The sequence below is a fragment of the Salmonella sp. 32020114201800008SM genome (assembly GCF_017572025.1).
Taxonomy (GTDB): Bacteria; Pseudomonadota; Gammaproteobacteria; order Enterobacterales; family Enterobacteriaceae; genus Salmonella; species Salmonella enterica.
The window spans coordinates 67,875-92,348 of record NZ_JAGEQM010000006.1 but is presented as its reverse complement, the minus strand read 5'-3'; the positions used below and the strand labels follow the sequence as shown (position 1 = coordinate 92,348).

Below are 24,474 nucleotides of genomic sequence, written 5' to 3'. Positions count from 1 at the left end.
CCCATCACGTTCTTATTTTTCAACCTGCAACACGTCAATCCGACGCGCTTCATCCAGTTGACTTGCTTTCGCGCGAATACGGGATTCAAGCTGCGCGATCATATCGTCGTTATCGAGTCTGTCCTTACGCACGCCGTCCTCATACAGGCCGCTTTTCTTATTGCCGCCCGTCACGCCCAGCGTCGATACCAGCGCTTCGCCCGGCCCGTTCACTACGCAACCGATGATCGAGACGTCCATCGGGGTGATGATATCTTCCAGACGCTGCTCCAGCGCGTTCACCGTGCCGATAACGTCGAACTCCTGGCGAGAACAGGTCGGGCAAGCGATGAAATTGATGCCGCGCGCGCGAATGCGCAGCGACTTCAGGATATCGAAACCGACTTTGATCTCTTCCACCGGGTCGGCCGCCAACGATACGCGCAGCGTGTCGCCGATGCCTTCCGATAACAGCAGACCTAAACCGATCGCCGACTTAACCGCCCCGCTACGCGCGCCGCCCGCTTCGGTGATCCCCAGATGCAGCGGCTGATCGATCTGTTTAGCCAACAAACGATAAGACTCAACGGCAAGGAATACATCGGACGCTTTTACGCTCACTTTGAACTGATCAAAGTTGAGACGATCGAGATGATCGACATGGCGCATGGCTGATTCCAGCAGCGCCTGCGGCGTCGGCTCACCGTATTTTTCCTGCAGATCTTTTTCCAGCGATCCGGCATTTACGCCGATACGAATAGGGATGTTTTTGTCGCGCGCGCAGTCCACCACCATACGAATACGTTCTTCGTTACCGATATTGCCGGGGTTGATACGCAAGCAGTCAACGCCGTATTCCGCCACCTTCAGCGCAATGCGGTAGTCGAAGTGAATATCGGCAACCAGCGGGACGTTAACCTGCTGTTTGATAAGCTTGAACGCTTCGGCGGCGTCCATGGTCGGTACAGAAACACGAACAATATCTGCGCCAACGCGCTCCAGCGCTTTGATCTGATTAACCGTCGCTTCCACGTCAGTGGTACGCGTGTTAGTCATCGACTGGACGGCGATGGGGGCGCCATCGCCAATCGGCACATTCCCAACGTAAATACGTGTCGATTTTCTACGTTGAATCGGAGCCTGGTTATGCATGAAAAATCTCCCGCGTTACCCGTCTGTTACTGCGCCGGTGTCGGTTCGGCATTAAGGGTCAGACGCGCAACCTGATTAGTTCTGATAAAGCGGCTCAGATCGACAGGTTTTCCTTGATACTGGATCTGCACCGCGGCCGGCGCGCCAATTTTAAGTTTATAAGGCGCCTGACCGGTTAGGTTTAAATTACCATCTTTACGCTGCATACCGCTAAACAGCTTCTTACCCGTGGCGTCAGTGACTTCGAGCCAACAGTCAGCGGTAAAATTCATCACCAGCGCGTTCGGATCGGCAGCAGGCGCCGCTACGCCAGCCTGACTGGTCGGCAGCGCGGACGGCGTCTCCGTTGCCGCTGGCGCGGCAGATGTCGCAGCCGTATCGACATTCGCCTGCGAAGGCGCGACTACCGTATTTTGCGTCGCCGCCGTCGAATCAACCGGCGTCGCAGGCGCCGGAGCCGTTTGCGCTGGCGTCGTATCCTGGCTTGTCGCGGCACCGGTGTCCAGCGGTACGCTTTGGCCGCTGTCTTTATCTGCGTTCAGTTCAGCCGTGCTTTGATCGGCCATTGTTGTGATCTCTTCCTGCTGCGCCTTGTGGTTCTGCCACCACCAGGCGCCGGTCAGCCCTACGACCACAAACAGTACCAGCCAGGTAAAAGACATTAACCAGCCGTCGCGTTTTTTACGACGCTTTCCTAATGAGAAACTCTGCATCGGGGCGACTTTGGCGGCGCGCAGCGGGGCCTGCTTTTCCAGCCCCGGCAGCAGTTCCTCTTCTGGAACATGCACCAGACGCGCATATGAGCGGATATATCCGCGCAGGAAGGTTGAAGCAAGATCGGACGGCGCCTTATCTTCTTCAATATCGCGTACCGTAGAAACCTTCAGGCAAAGTCGCTCAGCGACAGCCTGCTGGCTGAGTCCGAGTTGTTCACGGGCATTGCGCAGACGAACGCCGGTGGTTTGTGCTTCATTTTGGTCGTGCGTGGCTTCAGTATTCATTCGCTACAGCTACAGGTACGTGTAAATTAGGATTCAGGCGCCGACGAGCCGTAATGCCCGCCCACACCGCGAAACATCAGGTTAGTTAACCTTAGTCAGACAGTATAAGCCTGTCAGGCCGCAGATGACAAAACCGCTAAGACACAAGGCTAAACTCTTGTTGCACCATTACATACTGCCTTAAAGTCGACAAAAACGCACCGTTATTATTGACCAGACAAGTACAACGCCAGACATTATTCAACTGACATTGCGCCACGGTATAATGAATGCCCCGTGGCGCAACTGCTATCAAATAGCCTTGATGTCAATCACCTCTCCCTGCATACGCTTACGCAGGGTACGTTTGGTACGGTCAATCACATCGCCAGCCAACTGTCCGCATGCCGCATCAATGTCATCGCCACGCGTCTTGCGTACGATGGTCGTGAAACCATAACTCATCAAAACCTTAGAAAAGCGATCGATACGGCTGTTAGAGCTGCGGCCATACGGCGCGCCAGGGAACGGGTTCCACGGAATCAGATTAATCTTACAAGGCGTCTCTTTTAGTAGCTCCGCCAGTTGATGCGCGTGTTCAGTGCCGTCGTTGACGTGGTCAAGCATCACGTATTCAATCGTCACGCGCCCCTGATTGGCGTTGGATTTCTCCAGATAGCGGCGAACCGCGCCCAGGAACGTTTCGATATTGTATTTTTTGTTGATCGGGACGATTTCGTCGCGAATAGTGTCATTCGGCGCATGTAAGGAGATAGCCAGCGCGACATCTATCATATCGCCCAGTTTATCCAGCGCAGGCACCACGCCGGACGTTGAGAGCGTGACACGACGTTTGGACAGGCCGAAACCAAAGTCATCGAGCATAATTTCCATCGCCGGTACGACATTGGTCAGGTTAAGCAATGGCTCGCCCATCCCCATCATGACCACGTTGGTGATTGGACGCTGGCCGGTGACTTTGGCCGCGCCGACGATTTTCGCCGCACGCCAGACCTGACCGATAATTTCCGATACGCGCAGGTTGCGGTTAAAGCCCTGCTGCGCAGTTGAACAAAACTTGCACTCCAGCGCGCATCCTACCTGTGAAGAGACACACAGCGTAGCGCGGTCATCCTCCGGGATGTAGACCGTTTCAACGCGCTGATCGCCGACAGCAATCGCCCACTTGATGGTGCCGTCTGAGGAACGCTGCTCTTCAACGACCTCCGGCGCGCGGATTTCCGCGACCTCTTTTAATTTGCCGCGCAACACTTTGTTGATGTCGGTCATCTCATCAAAATTATCGCAGCAATAGTGATACATCCATTTCATCACCTGATCGGCGCGGAAAGGCTTTTCACCTAAGTTTTTAAAAAACTCGCGCATCTGCTGACGGTTGAGATCCAGCAGGTTGATTTTTGTTTCGTTGTTAAGAACTACCGGGGTACTGCTTTCAGGTGTGACAATTTGTTCAGACATATGCTATTCCGGCCTCGTTATTACACGTTATGGCCCCTGGAGGGTTGAAAAAAGAAACGCCCCGGTAAGCTTACTGCTCGTCCGGGGGCGCTGCATTGTACAAATTCTGGCGTAAGGATGCCACGTCTGCACGCGGCATTAGCAAAAATAATATTTGAACCGATAATTTATCGCCAACGCATTTGCAGCGTGAAAGACGAAGGAGATTAACGGGTGCGCGGGCACACTTCGCCTTCACCGAAGAAAAAGGCGATTTCGCGCTGCGCGGATTCCAGCGAATCCGAACCGTGGGTGCCGTTTTCAGTTAAGCTATCAGCGTAGTCGGCGCGCAGCGTACCCGCCAACGCGTTCGCCGGATTGGTGGCGCCAAGCAGATCGCGATGACGCTGTACCGCATTTTCACTTTCCAGCACGGATACCACGATAGGGCCAGAGGTCATGAACTCCACCAGACCGTCAAAGAACGGCTTGCCGTCGTGCTCAGCATAGAAGCCGCGCGCCTGCTCAACGGTCAGGTGCAGCATTTTAGTGCCAACAATTTTGAACCCTGCAGCTTCAAAGCGCGCAAAGATGCTGCCAATAACGTTTTTTGCCACCGCGTTGGGTTTAATGATGGAAAAAGTCCGTTCAATAGCCATGTTTACCTCTGAAATATGTTCTGTTGTTATGTCAGGCGCGGATTATAAAGAGCATCCCATCAATTGCCTATGGATGCAGGTAACATTTTTTTAAAATAAAATGAGCATTAGCAACAAAAGTTAAAGGCGCACAGCAAACTCAGGGGACTGACACAGCACGCAGTGCGTGTGTTCAGGCGTGAGAGCATGAAAAGTACGTTTGCAGCTTTCGCAGGTGAGCGTATACGCCGCACTATGCCGCGTTGAGGCGGGTTCCACGTCAAACCGCAGCCGCAGCGCCTGATGCGGACATACCGCCGCACAGCCGCCGCATCCCGTACAACGCGCCGCCACTATCGTCAGGGTATTGTCGTCAAACTGGATAACGTTCTCCGGGCAGCTTCGCCAGCAGGCGCCGCACATCCTGCACTCTTGCGGACTGATTTCGGGTACGCATTCGCTGAACGCGGAAAACGCCTCTCTGAGACGCCGTTTCCCCGGCTCGACGGCGCACGGGGTAATGGCGTCGCGCGGAACATGAAACAGAGTGCGCCGCGAGGCGTTAATCTCCGCGCCGACAACGTGTTTGAAAGACCAGCCCGGCTCGCCGTAGCGGCGCAGCGCTAAATTTAGCCCCGCCAGCGCCATCAGCCACTGCGCCGATCGCTCCACCGCAATATCAATAAAGCGAATACCGTACTGGCTGTGCCAGAGAAGCAGTTCATCGACCGTTGGCGCCTGTAGCGAAAACGGCCCCACCAACGTATCCCCCTGCACAAAGCGTTTAACCGGTTTGATACCGGTAATGGCGTCAACAGGACAGACAAACAGACAGTCGCCACAGGCTATGCAGCGCGTCGTATCTATGCTGACCTGCCCCTGCGCCAGCGAAAACGCCTGCGCCGGACAAACATTGGCGCAAGCGCGGCAGGAAGAAAAACGAAAGCGACGACGGACGCAAGCCTGCGTCACGTCTACCGCCGGATCGATCGTCAGGTTAACCATCAGCCAATACTAAAGAAGACGTAGCGCAGCATAATCTCGCCGATAAGCAGCAATACGCTGCCCGCCACCAGCGTCCCTCTGGCGTTTCGCAGACCGCCTGCGGCAAAGCAGAGCATTCCCGCCGCTGAGACACACCAGCCGAGAAGATAGACGTCACGCAACTGCGCCAGCGCCTGTAGCGGATGATGCGGGAAAGTGACGACCGTCGTATCCACCGCATTAATATCCGCCAGCCATAGCGGCTGCATGATCAGGCGAATCAGCACCATCAGTGCGACCACCACCACAGCGCAGCGCATTGCGGCGCCAGCGTTGCGCAGATAAGCCAGCGCAATGACTACCGAGCCGATAATGCCTGACGTGCCAAAGAACAGCGCCAGCGTGTTGCTATGCTGCCAGGTCGCCACCGAGGCATGGATATAAACCTGGGCCATGCAGAATACATCCACCAGCCCGAACGTTGCCGCCAGCGCCAGCAGCGGCTGCCAGCCTGGCTTTCGGAAAAACAGCAGCACAACCCCCAGTCCCAGCGCCGCCAGATAAAGGCTGGCAAAGACGATTTCGCGACTCAGCCACGAACTGGCGACATGACGTAACGCATTTAGCGCATTCAGGGGATAGCCCATGTGCAGCGCTGAAGCAAGCAGCCCCACGCAGGCCAGTACAAACGCCCCCGCCATCGCGGGAAGCGCGCCGCGTGCAGGCACGCGTCCCTCTACGGCGTACTGGCGGCCCAACGCCAGCCACAGAGTCACACCCACAGACCCTTGCAAACAGAGCGTAAAAATCAGCAGCGGTAACTCATGCATGGCGTTTACCCTCTTTTTCTGCGCCCTGATGCGCTTTGACAACCAGATTAGGCTTGGTTATGGATGAATCTGGCAGCCCGTTAACGTCGCATACGCTACCGTACTTCGCGCGCAGTTCATCAATCGGGCCAAACTTGATGGCCTCAAGCGGACAGGTCGCGACACAGACGGGCGATTCACCTTTCGCCAGTAAATCAACGCACATGTCGCACTTGGACATTTGGCCGGTCTGCTCGTTAAGCTGTGGCGCGCCATAAGGGCAGGACCAGGCGCAATAGCCACAGCCGACGCATTTGTCGGTATCAACGCGCACAATGCCGTCGCCCGGGCGTTTATGCATAGCGGTAGTCGGGCAATTTTTGGTGCAGACAGGGTCTGCACAGTGGTTGCAGGAAATAGAAAGCGTATAAGCAAATACGTTATTGCTGACCCCGCCCTGCCCGGTCGGGATGAAACTTCCGCCCTTGACTTCATAGACGCGGCGGAAACGACGGCCTACTTCCAGATTGTTTTTGTCTTTGCAGGCCACCTGGCAGGCTTTACAACCGGAGCAGCGTGAGGAGTCGATAAAAAACCCCAGTTGTTTATCGCTCACCGGCGGGTAATGTGTAAACTGACTCATGCTTTAGCCACCTCCACCAGCATGGTTTGATGTGAATTTCCCTTCGCCAGCGCGGTAATACGGGCCGAGCTGAGGACGTTCGCACAGCCGCCTTTATCAACGCCGTTTTCATCCGGCTGCCACCAGGCGCCGGCCTGCATCGCGACAACGCCGGGAATAATGCGCGGCGTTACTTCCGCCGGGATTTCGCAAATCCCGCGTGAGTTATGAATGCGTACCATGTCGCCATGCGTAATGCCGCGCGTTTGCGCATCCTGCGGGTTGATCCACAATGTCTGCTGCTGCACTTCAATCAGCCACGGGTTAGCGTATTGCGTTGAGTTGGCGCGGTTTTTTCCTTTCCACGTAATTAACTGGAGCGGAAAATCTTTCACCAGCGCATCCTCCGGGCCTTCATGCGCGGGAACGTAGTGCGACAACGCCGGGATTTCCGGATGCTGCATGTCGTACAGGCGCTTCGAGAAGATCTCTATTTTCCCTGACGGCGTCGGGAACGGATGATTGTCCGGATCGCGAATATTGTCTTCAAAGGCGATAAATGGCGCGCTTTTGAACAGATGCTGACGGGTCTTTTGCAGCGTGGCGAAATCCGGCAGATTTTCGTCCGGCATCGCCAGGCGCGTCTGTTCCCAGATGTGTTCAATCCACGCTTTCTCATCGCGCCCCTGGCTAAATTCGTTTTCAATGCCTAATTTCGCCGCCACCTCACGTAGCCAGTCGTAGTCGGAGCGACGCTCAAATTCAGGCTCGATCAGTTTTTCAGAGAGTATCAGGTAGCTTGCCGTGCCCCAGGTTTCACCGATGTTCCAACGTTCCATAAAGCTGGTTTCCGGCAGCAGTAGATCAGCGTATTTCGCGCTCGGCGTCATAAACAGATCGCTGGCGACAATAAACTGGATCTTTGATTCATCCTCCAGTACGCGTACCGCCTGGTGCAGATCGGGGTTCTGATTCGCCAGATAGTTCCCGGCCAGCGAGAACAGAATACGGATGTTACTGTCCAGCTTATCGGCATCTTTCAGTCCCATATCCGGCGTCACTTTGCTGGCGTCGTCTGCGGCCTGCACCCAGTTCATCACCGAAATTTTGGCTTTTACCGGGTTATCCGGCATCTCCGGACCCGCGGCGAATTTACGGTTAGCGCAGCCGCCGTAACCCGCAGCCCAACCGCCTTTGATGCCGACATTACCGGTAATGGTCGCCAGTAGAGTCGAACCGCGCGCGGTGCGCTCGCCGCAGTTGTGGCGCTGTGGTCCCCACCCCTGAATCAACGCGGCGGGTTTGGTATTCGCGTAATCACGCGCTAACTGGCGTATGGTTTGCGCCGGCACATGGGTGATCTTTTCCGCCCACTCGGGGGACTTAACGACACCGTCTTTGGCGCCGGTCAGATACGCCACCAGCGATTCGTTAGCCGGTACGCCTTCCGGCATTGAGTCTTCGTCAAAACCGATAGCGTAGCGCGCAATAAATGCGCGATCGTGCAGATTCTCGCTGATGATGACGTACATCATCGCGTCCATCAGCGCATTGTCGGTGGTGGGCAGTAGCGGGATCCACTGATCCGCCAGCGACGAAACGGTGTCGGAATAGCGCGGATCGACCACGATAAACCGCGTACCGTTCTGCTTCATCTTCTGCAAGAAATAGTTGGTATGACCAAAAATGGTCTCCGTCGGGTTATGGCCCCACAGAATCACCAGTTTGGTCTCCAAAAGCGTATCCAGCGAACTGCCGCTGGCGGCAATGCCGTAAGTATAAGGCGTCGCGGCCGCCGTATTGCCCATGCTCACAGAATGGTAGCTTTCGAGATAGCCGCCGGTCAGATTCAGCAGGCGACGCGCCATTTTATCGCCGGAAAAGGTGCCGCCGGAAACGGCGGTGCCAACATGAACATAGCGCGAAGCCGGGCCATATTTTTCAGTAATCGATTTTAAATTATCGGCGATTAAGGTTGTCGCTTCATCCCAGGAAATTCGCTCGAACTTTCCTTCACCGCGTTTTCCTACGCGCTTCATGGGATATTTAAGTCTATCGGGGTGATAAACAAATTTACGGTATGCGCGTCCACGAACACAGGCACGCATCACCGGCATTTGCGCATCCAGCGCATTATCCGGTCGCGTTGAAATTCGCGTCACGATACCGTCACTAACATGCGCCCGAATATCGCATTTGCCCCCGCAGTCAAAAGTGCTGCATGTCTGAACGACTTTTTCCGCAGGCCTGTTTTCAGTTGCCGTCACAGCGCGCGCCTGAGCGATAGCTGGCGAGGAGACAAACGGTAACGCAATAAGCGCGGAGCTGGCCTGGATAAAGTGGCGGCGAGAAATAGCGGGCTGTTCGCCATTTCCCTGGCTTTTTATATTTTTCATGATCCGACTCGTCAAATAAAAACCCATTCTCACGTTTTTATGCGCTGGTTCTCTTGATATTTATCAAGCTCCCTCATTAAGGATAATTCCGGAAAAATTAATAATTCTCATTAACTTTAAATTAAATGAAATTCATAATTTATTCTGAAGAGTTGTTAACGTATTAATTCAAAATTAACCGCAGCAACCTGACCGGACTCATCCATTACGACAAGTTGATAACGTCCAGCGATATTGAGTAATAAAGAAAGACGATTGTTTGCGCCATTAACAGGTTCGCCATTTAAAAACCACCAGCGACGCCCTTTACCGCCGGTAGTCGAGACGGGCAGCGTAACGTTTTCCTGGCCTGGCAATTGCCTGATCACCGCGCCATCCCTCACTCCTGACAGCATTAACGGCGCGGCATCATTGCCCTGTAGCGGCGGACAGTAAGCGGACGCCGCGGGCAAGCGGGCGCTACGTCTTTCCGCAGGCGGCAGCCACGGCTCCAGCGGCCGCGGCCAGACGATAAACGTATGCGCACGCGCCTGCGGACAGTCGGCAGCGACACGCCGCCCCGTATCATCCAGCCAGACCGGGAAACGAATACCGTTGATGTCTTCCTGCTCAGGTAACAGCAGCGTGGGCGGCTGGCTGTCGTCAAGCAGCCATGTCGCCAGTCGGCGGCGACAGTTGCTGTCTCCGGCAGGCAGAGTCTGTCCACCCGGCCAGCAAATGACGCCGCGGCTTACCGCCTGCGGACGCGGATCTTCCGGCAGGCGTCCCGTATGCGCCAGTAACAGATTATTGACCTGGTTAAGCAATGGCACCGCGCTGGCAAAACCAAATTGCCCCACCACAGGCGTGCCGTCGGGTCTGCCTGTCCAGATGCCGATGATATAGCGCGCGTTAACGCCAATAGCCCACGCATCGCGATAGCCGTAGCTGGTGCCGGTTTTCCACGCCAACGGCACAATGCGCGGCAGCGCGTTATCCGGCAAGGGTTGCGCTTCATCCGCCATAATCCGTCGAATGATCCACGCCGCTCCCGGCGACATTAATGGTCTTTCCGACAGCGGATCGTCCGGCTGTAACCGTAGTTTCGCCGCTTTCCCATGACGAGCGAACGCGCTGTATGCCGCCGCCATCTCGTCAAGCCGCGCGCCCGCGCCGCCCAGAATCAGCGAAAGATTGGGCGCCGCGCCAGCAGGCAAATATAGCGGCAGGCCGACGTTACGCAGTTTTGCCGCAAATCGTTTCGGCCCATAGGCTTCAAGTACCTGAACGGCAGGCAGATTCAGCGAGCGTACCAGCGCGTCGCTCATGCTGACCGGGCCGTGAAATCCGCTGTCGAAGTTTCCCGGGCGGTAATCTCCGGTGCGGCGCGGAACGTCCTGTAATAATGATGCGGGATGGATCAAGCCGTCATCCAGCGCCAGACCGTACACAAAGGGTTTGAGTACCGATCCCGGCGATCGGATCGCCGTTACCATGTCGACATGACCAAAACGGCTGTCGTCATTAAGGTCTACCGATCCTACCCAGCCGCGCACGCTCATATCGGTATGATCGACGACGATCATCGCCAACGAACTGCGTGCAGGCAGCCGCCCTTTCCATGCCCGCGCCAGATCTTCCAGTTGCCGCTGCAATCCGGCGTCCAGCGTGGTCACAATTTTGTCGCTCCGGCTTTTACTCAACATCATTCGGGCAAAAAGCGGCGCCAGTTGCGGCATTTGACGCGGCGCCAGCCAGACCGGCTCTTCACGCGACTCGCGTACCGTTTCGGCAGGCCAGACGCCCTGCTCCGCCATCCGATCCAGCACTTTATTCCGTGCCGCTTCGGCTCTCGCAGGCCAGCGGTCGGGGCGTAACCGGCTCGGCGCCTGCGGCAATACGGCCAGCAGCGCCGCGTCAGCGTAGCTCAGGCGCGCGGGCGGCTTGCCGAAGTAGGCCCAGCTTGCAGCGCCAATACCCTGTAGCGTGCCACCGAACGGCGCGCGGTTCAGGTACAGCGTCAGGATATCGCGCTTGGACAAATGCCATTCAAGCTGGAGGGCGCGCCAAAGCTGGCGGATTTTACCGCCGAACGTGCGCGAATGCGGGTCCAGCAGTCTCGCCACCTGCATAGTCAGCGTACTGCCGCCGGAAATAACGCGCCCGGCGGTAAGATCCTGCCATGCCGCGCGCGCGACGGAGAAAGGGTTAACGCCAGGGTGCCGCCAGAACCAGCGATCTTCGTAATTGATTAGGGCCTCCAGGTAGCGGGGAGAGACCTCTTCAATCGTCACCGGATAACGCCAGATCCCCCCGGCGTCGGCAAAGCGCCACAGCGGCGTACCGTCATGGGCTACCACGACCCGCGCAGGATGGACCTCATTGAGCGGCAGCGGCCAGAGTTTATCCGCTGCCCATAACGCCAGGAAAATAAAAAGCGGCGCGCCCGCCAGCCACAGCCAGCGGCCACGTTTACCACGCCAACCGTTCATTTAAGGCGTCACAATCAGCAGCCCCTCGCTCGCGCCGGTTGCCCGCCACTGAGGCGCGTACATCGATTCCACCTGCGGTTGCGCAAGCTGGTACGTCCCCGGCGTTACCGCGCGCGCCAGGTAGACCAGCGTCACGGGCTGGCCCTCATTGACAACGACGGCAGCCACAAACCGATCGTCGCGGAATTCCATATACTGAATATCCGCCTGCTGCATCTGATTAAGCAGATTTTGCACTTCGCTACCGCTCTCCGGCAGGCTGGCGCTGCTGTCAGCCAGATTCTGGTTTTCCAGCTCCAGCCCGGCCGGGAGCAGGTCCACCACCAGCGCATCCGGCACATTGCGATCGGCCACTACCGTTAACCAGACCAGCACCAGTTCGCCGCTACGCAACGAGGACAGCGATTTGCGCTGACCATCGGTCCCCAGTATTTGTCGTTCAATCTGCAAAACGTTGCTGGCAGGCTCAGGCGCAGATGAGGGATAGCCGCTGCTATCCAGACGCAGCCATAGCGGCTGGCTACCGATGTTCGTCACCTCAAGGGCGGCCAGCTGGTCAGCATCCAGATTACGGGTCAGCGCCTTGTCGCCCGACAGCGGCTGCGCCTCTAACGAGGTCTGCGCCTGCCAGGCGCCCGCACTGGCCTGTCGCGAATGCGCGGCGAGGAACAAGGCATTGTTCTCCTGGGTAGAGAGCCAGCGCTGACCGAAGGCCTGCTCAGAAAGCGAGCTTAATAGCGCGTTTTGCGCGTCCGGTCTGAGGTTGTTCTCTTCCAGTAACGACAACATCAGAGCGTTATCGCGCAGAGAACTGCCGTAATCCGCTATCCATTGCCGTTCGTCCTGACGCGGCGTATTCAGAGCCAGCGTAATGGCCTCTTCGCCGCGTCTGGCATCACCCATCGTGTTTAACGCGATGCCCAATTGCATCAGCGGCAGTCCTGAAGCCGCCTGACTACGGCGCTCCCAGATTTCGCGCAGCGCGCCGAGCGGCGCTTTCTGCTGACGCGCCAGTACCAGCGAGGCGTAAGCCTGAGCGGCAAAAGTACTGGCCTGGGTATTATCGCTATAACGAATCAGCATCGTGCCGGGATCCTGCAGATAGCGCAGCAGTCGCTCATTGCCCCGGTTAATGGCTTCCGGCGGGACGCTATATCCCTGCTCGCCCGCGCGAATAAGGAAATCCATCGCGTAGGCCGTTAGCCAGGGCTCTTCCGCCCCATTTTCATCCCATAGCGCAAAACCGCCGTTATCACGCTGCATCTGTAGTATCCGGGAGATGCCGATATCCACCGCAGCGCGCCGTTTTTCATCGCTATCGCCGGTAATACCGAGCGACTGCAATTGAGCGGCATTGGTATACAGCGCCGGGAATAACCCGCTGGTGGTTTGTTCCAGGCACCCGTACGGATATGCTTTCAGCTCGCGAATGTAGCGCGCCAGATTGAGCGGCGGTTTTCCGCTTAATAGCAGTTGTCCCTGCAACGTGGCTGGCGAGACGTTTGCCAGATGCTGCTCTGGTACATGCCAGCTCTCTCCCGGCGCCAGCGCAATGCCGCTATTTACCGTTTGGGCAGGCCAGGCCGGACGCACGCCGATTTGCCACTGCTTATGCTGCGCGTCGAGGGTTTCTCCCGGCAGAGTCAGACCGCTAATGGTCGCCTGGATTTCGCCTTCGCCAAAACCTTCCAGCGCGCGTACCGGAACGAATAAGGTAGTGCGCACGCCCGGCGCCAGGTTGACCGGTTGCGGCTGCTGGCTAAGCAGTTCCAGTAACCCACTGGCGGCGAGCGCAATATTCAGCGTCTGCGGACGGTCGGTCAGATTGGTGACGTCCAGCACCAGTCGCGAAACATCCCCTCCCGCCAGAAAACGCGGCATATTCAGCTCGGCAATCACTGGCGCGGCGACAACGACTTTGCTTTCGCCGCGGCCAAAATCGTCCGCTGTCCATGCCTGCGCCATAACCCGCAGTTCGCCGTTAAAGTCGCCAATCGGCAGCGTTACGACGCCTTCGCCCTGCTCATTGAGCGTAATCGGCTGCGCCTGCTGCGCGATAATATTGACATGGTTTACCGGCGGTTTTCCGCCGCGCTTAAGGTCGTCGCCATCGCCGCCAAAACGCAACGCCGCCAGCCGTCCTTGCCCTTCAATGACCTGGCCGTAAATATCGTAGATATCCGCACCGTAGCGTTTTTGACCGAAGAACGCCTGCCACGGGTCCGGCGTCGCGTAATCGGTGATATTCAATACGCCGCTATCGACCGCGGAGACCAGCACGTTGATCTGTTTTGGCATTTCGCCGTGTTTAACGCTGGCTTTCACCCTGACGGTGAGCGGCTGATTCGGGCGCATTTTAGCCGGGCTTTCCAGCGCCAGATCGAGGCGGCGGTTTTCATCCCCCAGCGGTAGGTGTAGTAACCCCACGGCGCGTTTTGGCGTCGCGGAACGAGATTTATCGCCGGGACGCACCACCAGCGTACTGAGATAGAGATCGTGGCGATTCCAGGTTTTATCCACCGGAATCGTGAGCTCCAGACCTTGTGCCGGCACATCGATCGCCTGCCACCACAGCGGACCGTCGCTGGACTCCACCATCGCATAACCTTTACCAGCGACCGGCGCGGCGATATGCAATTTCATGGTATCGCCTGGACGATAACTCGCTTTATCCAGTTTGAGGGTGACGCGATCCGGACGCGCCGCGCCGCTACCGTCGCTGTTATCCTGCCAGCTATAGCCGGCCCAGAAACGAACGCTGCTGACCGTCTCATTCGGCGCTTTGACCTCCAGACGGTACGCGCCCCATTCCACCGGGAAGCTGACTTTTCCGGTTTCATCCGCGTTCAGATCCAGCGTCTGCTCGCCCTCCACCAGATCTTTTTGATCAAACTGCGACTGCCAGCCTTCGCTTTCCGACCAGTTCCAGTAATAGTCGCGACGCTCGCGGATGAGCCGCACCTGTAAACCAGACACCGCTTTTTTCTCGCCCTGCGCGTTGGCGTAAACAATATCGAATGCGGCGTTGCTGTCTTCGTCGACAATCGGTTGATTAACGGTGGTATCCGTACGGTAGTCGTATACCGCTTTGGCGGCGAACTGTGGACGAATTCCCGGTAACGTATCGGCAGGCCAAATCGCCTGCTCTACGCGACGAGTGACCGGACGACCGCCAGACTCCAGCAGGCTGGCTTGTAGAATTACCTGCAGCGGCGAATGCGCTTCTTGCCACTGGCTGGCAGCACTCACTTCACCACGTCCGCCTTTATCCAACGTCAGTTGAACTTCGTCCAGGCTGCGCGAAAGATTCTCTTCAGCAATATTGCCGAACTGGAAGCCAGGCAACGCCGCGACAGCGTCGCGCAGCGGACGCAGGAAAAGTTGCCCTTGCAGGGTATTGCCGTTAGCAGGCGCGCCATACAAGTAATAGCCGACAACGGAGAATTTCACCTCATCCGCAGGCGCCAGAGGTGTTTTTTGCGCCGTCAGGTTGAGCGCCATCCGCTCCGGCATAAAGTCTTCCACGTGGAAATCCCAACTCCGCAGCAAATTATCGCCGGTGTTGGCGCGGACATGCCACAAGCCGGTCGGCGCGTTGATATCCAGCGGATAATTCAAACGGTATAGCCCGTTTTCCGGCTGGCTGACGACGGTACGCATCACCTGTCCGTCTGGTTTTACCACTTCCAGCTTAACGGGTTGATCGGGCAGCGTTTTACCGTCGCTATCGCGCAGTAATCCGTTGAGGATAACCGTTTCGCCCGGTCGGTAGAGATCGCGCGGGCCGAACATAAAGAACTGCTTGCTGTAGCCGGGCGCGCCAGCGACATTAAATTCCGACAGATCCAGAGCCGGAAGCGTGAGATCGAGCAGCGTGGTCTGCCCCTCTTTACGCGCCAGTAATAGCGCCGCCGCTTTATCAGCCTCCAGTTGCACATGCCCCTGCGCGTCGCTCGTCGCCTGCGCCAGCGTCTGCCCTTTATCATTCAGAAGAACGATCTCAATTCCCGACTGCGCCGCGCCGTTTTCCAGGCTTTGCGTAAAGATATCCAGCCGATTATGGTAACGGTGCGCGGACACGCCGATATCGCTAAGGGTAAACAACGTAGCGGCATTACTATAGTTGTAGTGTCCAGCCTGATTCATTACCGCCACATATACGCCCGCCTGTTGCAGCGGCTTAATATCGCTTAATGGCAGCAGCAGTTTCTCACGCGTATTACGCGCCGGATTAAGATCAAAACGACCGGTATAAACCAGATCCGCCATTTTCAGCAGATGGTCGGACTCCCAGTTAGAGAGAGAACTACGGTACTCCCACTGGCTGACAAATGACGCCAGCGATCCGGGCTTAACGCGGAAAAAGTTCACATCAACGTGGTTGACGTTAAGCGCCATGACCGGCAGTCCTTCCGCGATTTTCCCCGGTAGCAGCGATCCTCGGCTGGCAAAGCCGACGCTGGGCTGGACATCACGCGTGGTAATCGTTTTTTCATAAGACTTGCCGAAGGTGGCGTTATTCAGCGCTTTAACGGCAGGATCAACCGTGACCACCAGCACGCGTTCAGGTTCCAGATGACGTAACCTTAGCTCTTTTAAATTTGGCGCCAGCTCCCATGCGCCGTCAACGCTGCCGCTTTTCTTATCAACCACGTGAACCACACGGGAGAAATCCTGTTCAGGATCTAAAGGAACTGAAAACGTCAGCACCAGCGTCGCCGCGCCGTCAAGCTGCGCTTCGGAGGCGTCTAATAGCGTGAGCGCTTTGCCCTGGCTTTGCTGCGCCAGCTTTTGTAGCTGTGCCGGGTCTTGCGCGGGCGAGGGCTGCGCTACGGCTGGCGCTTCGCTTTTAGTCGTCGGGGCGGTTTTATCGTTGTTATCGCATCCCGCCAGCGCCAGCATGATCATGCAGGCCACCACGCGTAAATGTTTCATCTTTCATCCCTGGCCTTAACGGCCTGTCAGCAACGGTTGATGAGATATTATGCGCGAGAAATTTTATTGTGTAAGTCCGTATTACTGTGATGATGCGAAAATTTTACGCAGAAATGTGGTTTCGCCAGCCAAAACAGCCTCTTCTACTTGTCCCTTTTCGGGAAACGTCCGACAATTTGACCATAATCAGGTAACAATGGAGATGCCCATGACCACCGCCTTTTTTGTCGCCGCCGACTGGCTTGCCGAACATATTGATGATCCGGAAATACAGATTCTTGACGCCCGTATGGCGCCGCCAGGACAGGAACATCGTGATATGGCGGGCGAATATCGCGCCGGACATATTCCCGGCGCGCTGTTTTTTGATATTGAAGCGCTTTCCGATCGCGCATCGCCGCTGCCGCATATGATGCCGCGCCCGGAAGCGTTTGCGGTAGCCATGCGTGAACTGGGTGTTCGTCAGGATAAACACCTGGTCATATACGATGAAGGCAATCTGTTCTCCGCTCCGCGGGCATGGTGGATGCTGCGCACGTTCGGTGCCGAGAAAGTGTCCATTCTGGCGGGCGGGCTGGCGGGCTGGCAGCGCGACGAATGGCTATTGCGCGAAGGCGAGGAAGCGCATGAAGGAGGCGAGTTTGAGGCGAAATTCACGCCGCAAGCCGTGGTGCGTCTCACCGACGTATTGCTGGCAAGCCATGAAAAAACCGCGCAAATCGTTGACGCGCGTCCGGCGGCGCGTTTTAACGCTCAGGCTGATGAACCGCGTCCGGGACTGAGGCGCGGACACATTCCTGGCGCGCTAAACGTCCCGTGGACGGAACTGGTGTATGAGGGCGAATTAAAGACCACTGACGAACTGAATGAGGTTTTTTTCAGCCACGGCGTGAGTTTCGACAGACCGATTATCGCCAGCTGCGGTTCCGGCGTGACGGCCGCGGTCGTGGTGCTGGCGCTCGCCACGCTGGATGTGCCTGACGTCACGCTTTACGACGGCGCGTGGAGCGAATGGGGCGCGCGTACCGATTTACCGGTTGAACCCGCTTAATATCCGCCATGCCGGATGGCGCTCACGCTTATCCGGCCTACCGTTCAGGCTGATGTAAAACGATCTACAGACATTGTTTTTATTCCGCTCTTTTCCGCTGTCCTGCAAACGGGCATTATTTTCTCTTAATAAAATCCTATTTTTTATCGGTAAATACTTTACGTCCGGTATAAGGAGTATCATTACCGCTGTTTTTGTTTTCACCGGAAAATAACTCCTGTAAATATAATTTTTTAAGGATGGAAAATGGATATTTCACTCACTAATTTAATTGAGTTGGTTAAAAAGGTTAACCGTAATAAGGTACCTACTCCTATGTCTGCCGAGGAAATAAGTCGTCTGCGAGTGCGTAAGTATCGCGATCCGCAAAATACGGAAACCACTGAGTTACCTGAAAGCCTGAAGGCGCTACTGGCCTACGACCGCGATCTACTTAGCAATTATAATATGCCTGTGATTGAAACATTACAAAGATCTATTGATAAAGAGGGAGTAATTCATTCTTACTCCCCTGATGAAGAGGCGTATTACGGCGTTGGCATGGATAGCTCAGGTATTGATATTGAAGATCTGATGCCTGTCTGGAGTAACGATCCCCGTCTTCCGGCATTAATTCGTATCGATCATGTCGGCGATCAGGCCATTTTTATCTATATCACAGAACGGGATGCCAACGGCGAATACCCTATTGCCCGCATGGAACGTAATGAATTCTGGCTGGCGGAGTCTTCTCTGGTGGAATATCTCTATAATATTATTTCGGGCGCTAAAGACATTGGCTTTACCGAAGAGGATTTACATCTTCCGCAATGGAAGGCACAGCAAAAAATGAATGAACAACGCGATGCCGCTTTACTTGACCTGGAGGATTATCATGAGGCGTTTTGGGCAAAACTGGACGCGCTCGTCGATTAATCGACATGATGTCGGGTGGCGCTCACGCTTATCCGGCCTACCGTTCAGGCTGATTTAAAGCGAATCTACATAAATTCTGTTTAAGCAGGCCACAAAAAAACCGCTCAATTGAGCGGTTTTTTTGTGCTGGTCCGGTTCGCGGCCTTTCCAGCAGGCTTTGTTGCCATAGCAACGCAGGCACACCGTAGGGGATTAATACTCCCTTTTAAGGGAGCAAATGTCAATATGATTTACCGGGAAACTATTCAACATTTGAGGTATTATCTTTCCCGGCCCTTTCCGCCGTCTCGCAAACGGGCGCTGGCTTCAGGAGAGGATAACCCATGGCCGTAAGCGCAGGCACACCGTAGTGCCTGCTATCACGGCATTATCGCCAGCGGTGCTGCCGTGATGCGGTCTTCGCAAGGACCGCAACATGAAGGTACGATACTTTTGTGTCGTGCTTCTTGTTTCTGGCACGTTGTGTCTTCACGCAGACAGAAGCCACCCAGGTAGCTCTGTTCCCGTAACGCTCAACGTCCAGAGCAGGTAAGCCAGGAGGCCGCCCTGTTGGGCGGCTTTCTTTTCTTCAGATGATTCGGTTCTGTTTAAAATCGCGCAGGAACCCGCCCCAGCGGCGCTCGTAGAACGGCGCGATATGCTCGGTGATAAAATGGCTGATACCCTGCTCGCCCTTCCTCACCTGGCAAATATCGATCGGTTCGTCCCCCGGTAACGTGTCGGTCGCCACATTGCCCGCTGCGTGAATGATCTCTTCAATCTCGCCGTCAGCCTCAATACCAATCAGCAGATTGGGTTGGGCGTCCGCATGTTCTTTAATCGCGCAGAGAAATGCGCGTTTCACCGGTTTGATGGTTTTAAACAGCGTAGTGAGGGAATCAATCATCTGCGACGGCGGCTCGGCCACTTCGGATAAAATAAGCGACTCGCCGCCTTCCAGCACTTCCTGCGTACTTAACGGACTGCCTTCCTCAGCGAGAAGCAGGCTGATTTCACGCGGCATAAACTCTTTGCCGGTCGGCAATTTAGCGTTGAGGAATAACGTTTCGCCAAGCGTCATTTCAAACAGCGTGCGCGCCGGCATCACCACAAACGCCTGTTCGTCTTCCACGGCCTGCTGCAGCGCCTCCAGAGAAGTAAAGAAGGGAATGACGGTCGTGCCGTCTTCTTTTTCCCAGTGCTGCAAATCCAGAGCGCTGTCTTCCACAATCGCCTCGCCTTCGGCAGCGCTGCCCGGCACCCAGACGGTGGACTCCAGTAAGGTACGGAAAAATGCCGGACGATGCGCGGGCTCAGTCGCCGCTTTCTCCAGCAAAATTTCTAATTCATTTTTAGTTTCGGACATAGGAATCACAAATTATGTATATGGGTTGTAGGCCTGATAAGACGCACGGCGTCGCCATCAGGCAAAATGCCGGGTGGCGCTTCGCTTACCCGGCCTACAAAAACACCGTTCAGGCGGTCAGCAGATTCGCGATGGTGCGCACACCCAGACCGGTTGCCCCGGCAGCCCACTGCTCAACCGGCGCTTTGCGATAAGTGGCGGAACAGTCAATGTGCAGCCAGCCTTCGCGGTAATTTTCAACAAAGTGCGACAGAAAACCCGCGGCGGTGCTTGCCCCGGCGGGATAAGCCGCGCTGCCGGTGTTGTTCAGTTCCGCAAAGTTAGACGGCAGTTGGTTACGGTGGAACTCCGCCAGCGGCAGACGCCAGAACGGCTCATTCTCTTGCGCCGCGCTGGTCAGCAAGCGCCCCGCCAGCGTATCGTCAAAACTGAATAGCGCATGGTAGTCGTTACCCAGCGCCGTTTTCGCCGCGCCGGTTAACGTCGCCATATCAATGATTAGCTGCGGGTGTTGCGCGCTGGCGTCAATCAGGCCATCCGCCAGCACCAGTCGCCCTTCCGCATCGGTATTCATGACTTCAACATTCTTGCCATTACGGTAGCGAATAATATCGCCCAGTTTAAACGCATTGCCGCTGATCAGATTATCGGCGCAACACAGGAACAGTTTTACGCGTTTATTCAACCCACGGGTAATGGCGAACGCCAGCGCGCCCGTTACTGTCGCCGCGCCGCCCATATCGGATTTCATTGAGTCCATAAAAGCGCTTTGTTTGATACTGTAGCCGCCGGAGTCAAAGGTGATACCTTTACCGACCAGGCAGGCATAAACCGGCGCATCTTTGTCTCCCGTCGGGTTGTAATCCAGCGCCAGCAGCACCGGCGGACGCTCAGAACCACGGCCTACGGTATGCAGCCCCATATAGTTCTGCTCGCGCAGATCTTCGCCTTTGGTGATACGGTAAGTGACGCTATCGCACGCGACGCTGCACAGCAGATCCACCGCGCGCTGCGCCAGTTGCTCCGGCCCAAGCTCTTCCGCCGGAGCATTAATGGTGTCGCGCACCCAGTCAATAATGGTCAGGCGGTTATCCAGCTCCTGACGTTGGGCATCGTCTAAATCCGGCCACATTACGGTACGGACGCCTTTTGGTCCTTTGTAACCCGCCCAGAATGCCCAACAACGCTCGGTATCCCATCCTTCGCCTGTCAGCGCGACCTGTTTTATTCCCAGGCCGTCGATTTTACGCGCCGCACGCTGGATCAATCCCAGATCGTCTTTACCGTTAAGATGCAAGGTAATACCGTCGTTATTAATACTGTAAGTGGCTTTATCGCCCCAGCGCGCATCGGCAGGCTGCGTGGAAAGCGTAATTTTCATGGCTTCTGTCATTGTTATTTTCCTTATTAGCAAACGGGCCGCCGTAGGGCAGCCCGTTAGATCTTTTGCTAAATGATTCGCGTTGCAGGAAGGCGGCAAGTGAGCGACAAATTCGTCGGGAACGAATTTGCACAGCCAAAGGCTGCCTCTGGTGAGGGACAAGGATGTCCCTCATCATCCCCGGGAGCATAGCAAACTATGTGACTGGGGTGAGCGAACGTAGCCAACGCACCTGCGGCGAGGATCATGACGCAAAAATTACTCTGCTTCATCCAACCAGACTAGCAGAATCGCCTCCAGAATTTTTTCATTGGATGCGTTAGGGTCGTCGTCAAAATCGTCCAGTTCGCAGATCCACTGATGCAGATCGGTGAAACGAACGGTTTTAGGATCGACATCAGGATATGCGTCGTATAACGCTTCGCCGATCTCGCGGCTATCGGTCCACTTGAGTCCCATACTACCCTCTGTTAATGCTCACGCGCATGGTTGATTGTGTAACGTGGAATTTCGATAACCAGATCGTCGTCGGTAACGCGGGCCTGGCAGCTCAGTCGACTTTCCGGCTCCAGCCCCCACGCTTTATCCAGCATATCGTCTTCTTCTTCCGAACTTTCCGGCAAGGAGTCGAAGCCTTCACGTACAATACAGTGACAGGTGGTGCAGGCGCACGATTTCTCACAGGCGTGTTCAATCTCGATGCCGTTGCGCAGCGCAACGTCAAGAATGGTTTCACCGGTCTCAGCTTCCAGAACTGCGCCATCCGGACAAAGATCCTGATGAGGCAGAATAACAATCTTCGGCATGTTAAACCTCGTCTACGGAATGGCCTTTCAACGCGCGACGAACCGACTGGTCCATGCGGCGAGCGGCAAATTCCTGGGTTTGTTTATCTACGTTTTTAATGGCTTGTTCTATGGCGTCAACATCATCGCCTTGTGCGACCGCGCTTAAATGTGCGGCGGCATCATCAATGCATTGACGTTCTGCGGCGCTTAACAGCGCGGCGTCGGCAGTTAGCGCGCCGGTCAAACTTTCCAGCACGCGCGCGGCTTCGACTTTTTGCTCCGCCAGCATACGCGCTTTCACGTCCTGCTCGGCAAAACTCATGGAATCCTTGATCATCGAGGCGATTTCGCTATCGGTCAGGCCATAGGAAGGTTTGACCTGAATGGAGGCCTCGACGCCGGTGGATTTTTCCATTGCGGTGACGCTCAACAGGCCATCGGCGTCTACCTGGAAGGTCACGCGAATATGCGCCCCGCCCGCCGGCAGCGGCGGAATCCCGCGCAGCGCAAAGCGCGCCAGCGAGCGGCAGTCCTGCACCAGTTCGCGTTCGCCCTGCATCACATGGATAGACATCGCGGTCTGGCCGTCTTTGAAGGTGGTGAAATCCTGCGCGCGCGCCACCGGGATAGTGGTGTTGCGCGGAATGACTTTTTCCACCAGGCCGCCCATCGTTTCCAGCCCAAGAGAGAGTGGAATCACGTCCAGCAGCAGCATTTCGCTGTCCGGCTTGTTGCCGACCAGAATATCGGCCTGAATCGCTGCGCCAATAGCGACCACTTTATCCGGGTCAATAGCGGTTAACGGCGTGCGGCCAAAAAATTCGCCCACCCGCTCACGCACCAGCGGTACACGGGTCGAACCGCCGACCATGACCACTTCCAGAACGTCCTGGGGATCAACGCCGGCATCTTTCAATGCGCGACGGCAGGCCAATAGCGTGCGCTTAACCAGCGCGGAAATGAGATCGTTAAACTGCTCGCGAGTGATCTCCCCCTGCCAGCCCGCAACGTTAACGCGAACAGTATCGGCATCGCTTAAGGCGATTTTCGCCGCAATCGCGGCATCCAGCAATTCGCGCTGAACGCGATTGTCGCTACGATCGGCAATTCCCGCCTGCTCGCGAATATAGTCCGCCAGCAGATGGTCAAAGTCGTCGCCGCCGAGCGCAGAATCACCGCCCGTCGCCAGCACTTCAAACACCCCGCGGCTCAGGCGTAAAATAGAGATATCGAAGGTACCGCCGCCGAGATCGTAAACAGCGATAACGCCTTCTTTGCCTGAGTCCAGACCGTAGGCAATCGCCGCCGCCGTCGGTTCGTTGAGCAGGCGCAGTACATGCAGGCCTGCCAGCCGCGCGGCGTCTTTCGTCCCCTGACGTTGGGCATCATCGAAATAGGCGGGAACGGTAATCACCACACCATCCAGCTCGCCGGAGAGCGATTCGCTAGCCCGCGCGGCCAGCGCTTTGAGAATATCAGCCGATACGCGTACCGGATTGAGCAATCCAGCCGCCGTGTCAATCATCGGCAGCCCATTAACGCTTGCCTTAAACCGGTAAGGCAGATGCGGATAGCGCGCCTGGATATCCGCCAGCGAGCGTCCCATCATGCGTTTCACAGAGCTGATAGTGTTGGCCGTATCCTGCGCGGCATTGTCACGCGCAGCGTAACCGACCGTATGGCCCTGCTGCTGATAGTGAACCACTGAAGGCAACAGGTGGCGCCCTTCGTGGTCAGGCAGAGTTTCCGCCTGGCCGCTGCGAACCGTCGCAACCAGAGAGTTGGTAGTGCCTAAGTCGATGCCCGCCGCCAGACGACGCTGATGCGGCGCGGCGCTCAGACCAGGCTCACTAATTTGTAATAAGGCCATGTTAGATTCCAGTTAAAAATCGAGCAGCTTTTCTTCGAGTTGTTCTGCGCTGCTTCGCAGTTTATCGAGAAACCGCAGTTTGCGCACCGTGTCCGCCGCCGCGTCCCACGCGGCGTTGTCCAACTGTTCCACCATTTGCTGAAGACGAGCATCAAACATCTTTTGTACGCGTTTGATGAAGCTTTCCAGCCGCACGTCGTCTTTTGATTGTTCGATATCGTCCAGCTCTTCGCGAAGCGTGAGTTGTTCCATCAGAAACGCGGTGTCGCGTACCGTATGCTGCTCGCTGGCCAGATCGAACCCGTGTAAGGAAAGCAGATACTCCGCGCGCGTCAAAGGGTGACGCAGCGTTTGCCAGGCCTGGTTGATCGTGGCGGATTGCTGGACGGCGGCAAGCTGCTGCGCCTGGGTGCCGTTGGCAAATTTGTCAGGGTGATACTGGCGTTGCAGATCCTGAAAACGAAGGCTCAGCGCCTGGGTGTCAATCTGATAACGGGCTGGTAAGCCAAAGAGGGTGAAGTAATCCATAACATTCTCAGGGATAGCCTGTCAGAACAAACCCCACACGCAGGCGACCACGGTGGGGTTATACCTTCTTACTTCGCGCCGCAGATGCGTTGTCTTCGCGGGTTCCCCCAGTCATTTACTCAAGTAAGCGCCTGGGGATTCACTCGCTTGCCGCTTTTCTGCAGCACGAATG

18 protein-coding genes are annotated in these 24,474 nt (G+C 56.1%); 2 read left to right on the top strand and 16 right to left on the bottom strand.

Annotation, left to right across the window (positions count from 1 at the left end; translation table 11 throughout):
* Positions 1 to 12 precede the first annotated feature (12 nt).
* The 10 genes from ispG to J4613_RS16440 form a co-directional block, all read right to left on the bottom strand.
* Positions 13 to 1,131, bottom strand: coding sequence for a flavodoxin-dependent (E)-4-hydroxy-3-methylbut-2-enyl-diphosphate synthase (gene ispG / locus J4613_RS16485; RefSeq protein ID WP_000551804.1), 1,119 nt, complete (start codon positions 1,129 to 1,131; stop codon positions 13 to 15).
* A gap of 26 nt (positions 1,132 to 1,157) precedes the next feature.
* Complete coding sequence (rodZ, locus tag J4613_RS16480; protein WP_001090889.1) at positions 1,158 to 2,132, bottom strand: cytoskeleton protein RodZ; 975 nt, start codon at positions 2,130 to 2,132, stop codon at positions 1,158 to 1,160.
* A gap of 291 nt (positions 2,133 to 2,423) precedes the next feature.
* Complete coding sequence (locus J4613_RS16475) at positions 2,424 to 3,590, bottom strand: bifunctional tRNA (adenosine(37)-C2)-methyltransferase TrmG/ribosomal RNA large subunit methyltransferase RlmN (protein ID WP_000003206.1); 1,167 nt, start codon at positions 3,588 to 3,590, stop codon at positions 2,424 to 2,426.
* Positions 3,591 to 3,796: 206 nt separating this feature from the next.
* Positions 3,797 to 4,228: a nucleoside-diphosphate kinase gene (gene ndk / locus J4613_RS16470; protein WP_000963846.1), complete on the bottom strand. Its 432-nt coding sequence runs from the start codon at positions 4,226 to 4,228 to the stop codon at positions 3,797 to 3,799.
* Between the two features lie 120 nt (positions 4,229 to 4,348).
* Positions 4,349 to 5,212 (bottom strand): 4Fe-4S binding protein, encoded by an 864-nt coding sequence (locus J4613_RS16465; protein ID WP_111742265.1) that lies wholly within the window; start codon positions 5,210 to 5,212, stop codon positions 4,349 to 4,351.
* On the bottom strand, positions 5,212 to 6,021 hold the full coding sequence (locus J4613_RS16460) for a dimethyl sulfoxide reductase anchor subunit family protein (protein ID WP_021000599.1): 810 nt from the start codon (positions 6,019 to 6,021) through the stop codon (positions 5,212 to 5,214). Before J4613_RS16460 ends, J4613_RS16465 begins: the two co-directional genes overlap by 1 nt.
* Positions 6,014 to 6,643 (bottom strand): DMSO/selenate family reductase complex B subunit, encoded by a 630-nt coding sequence (locus J4613_RS16455; protein WP_000077440.1) that lies wholly within the window; start codon positions 6,641 to 6,643, stop codon positions 6,014 to 6,016. The genes J4613_RS16460 and J4613_RS16455 overlap by 8 nt, the downstream gene beginning before the upstream one ends.
* Complete coding sequence (locus J4613_RS16450) at positions 6,640 to 9,018, bottom strand: DMSO/selenate family reductase complex A subunit (protein WP_021000600.1); 2,379 nt, start codon at positions 9,016 to 9,018, stop codon at positions 6,640 to 6,642. Before J4613_RS16450 ends, J4613_RS16455 begins: the two co-directional genes overlap by 4 nt.
* A 155-nt stretch (positions 9,019 to 9,173) precedes the next feature.
* Positions 9,174 to 11,489, bottom strand: coding sequence for a peptidoglycan glycosyltransferase PbpC (pbpC, locus tag J4613_RS16445; protein WP_023200122.1), 2,316 nt, complete (start codon positions 11,487 to 11,489; stop codon positions 9,174 to 9,176).
* Complete coding sequence (locus J4613_RS16440; protein WP_198871419.1) at positions 11,490 to 16,424, bottom strand: alpha-2-macroglobulin; 4,935 nt, start codon at positions 16,422 to 16,424, stop codon at positions 11,490 to 11,492.
* A 208-nt stretch (positions 16,425 to 16,632) separates the two neighbouring features.
* On the opposite strand from J4613_RS16440, the gene sseA reads away from it, so the two are divergent.
* Both sseA and J4613_RS16430 read left to right on the top strand, forming a co-directional pair.
* Complete coding sequence (gene sseA, locus J4613_RS16435) at positions 16,633 to 17,475, top strand: 3-mercaptopyruvate sulfurtransferase (protein ID WP_000205251.1); 843 nt, start codon at positions 16,633 to 16,635, stop codon at positions 17,473 to 17,475.
* A 246-nt stretch (positions 17,476 to 17,721) separates the two neighbouring features.
* A complete protein-coding gene (locus J4613_RS16430; RefSeq protein WP_000355343.1) occupies positions 17,722 to 18,390 on the top strand; it encodes a DUF5066 family protein in 669 nt (222 codons plus the stop codon).
* 568 nt (positions 18,391 to 18,958) lie between these two features.
* Here J4613_RS16430 and sseB read toward each other — a convergent pair.
* From sseB to hscB, 6 genes are all read right to left on the bottom strand, one after another.
* Positions 18,959 to 19,735, bottom strand: coding sequence for an enhanced serine sensitivity protein SseB (gene sseB, locus J4613_RS16425; protein ID WP_001533245.1), 777 nt, complete (start codon positions 19,733 to 19,735; stop codon positions 18,959 to 18,961).
* Between the two features lie 109 nt (positions 19,736 to 19,844).
* On the bottom strand, positions 19,845 to 21,128 hold the full coding sequence (gene pepB, locus J4613_RS16420) for an aminopeptidase PepB (protein WP_000133541.1): 1,284 nt from the start codon (positions 21,126 to 21,128) through the stop codon (positions 19,845 to 19,847).
* A 246-nt stretch (positions 21,129 to 21,374) separates the two neighbouring features.
* Positions 21,375 to 21,575, bottom strand: coding sequence for a Fe-S cluster assembly protein IscX (gene iscX / locus J4613_RS16415; protein WP_000523621.1), 201 nt, complete (start codon positions 21,573 to 21,575; stop codon positions 21,375 to 21,377).
* 11 nt (positions 21,576 to 21,586) lie between these two features.
* On the bottom strand, positions 21,587 to 21,922 hold the full coding sequence (gene fdx / locus J4613_RS16410) for an ISC system 2Fe-2S type ferredoxin (protein ID WP_001124466.1): 336 nt from the start codon (positions 21,920 to 21,922) through the stop codon (positions 21,587 to 21,589).
* 1 nt (position 21,923) lies between these two features.
* Entirely contained in the window at positions 21,924 to 23,774 is a 1,851-nt protein-coding gene (gene hscA / locus J4613_RS16405) for a Fe-S protein assembly chaperone HscA (RefSeq protein WP_001196652.1), read from the bottom strand.
* Between the two features lie 12 nt (positions 23,775 to 23,786).
* On the bottom strand, positions 23,787 to 24,302 hold the full coding sequence (gene hscB / locus J4613_RS16400; protein WP_000384398.1) for a co-chaperone HscB: 516 nt from the start codon (positions 24,300 to 24,302) through the stop codon (positions 23,787 to 23,789).
* Positions 24,303 to 24,474 lie beyond the last annotated feature (172 nt).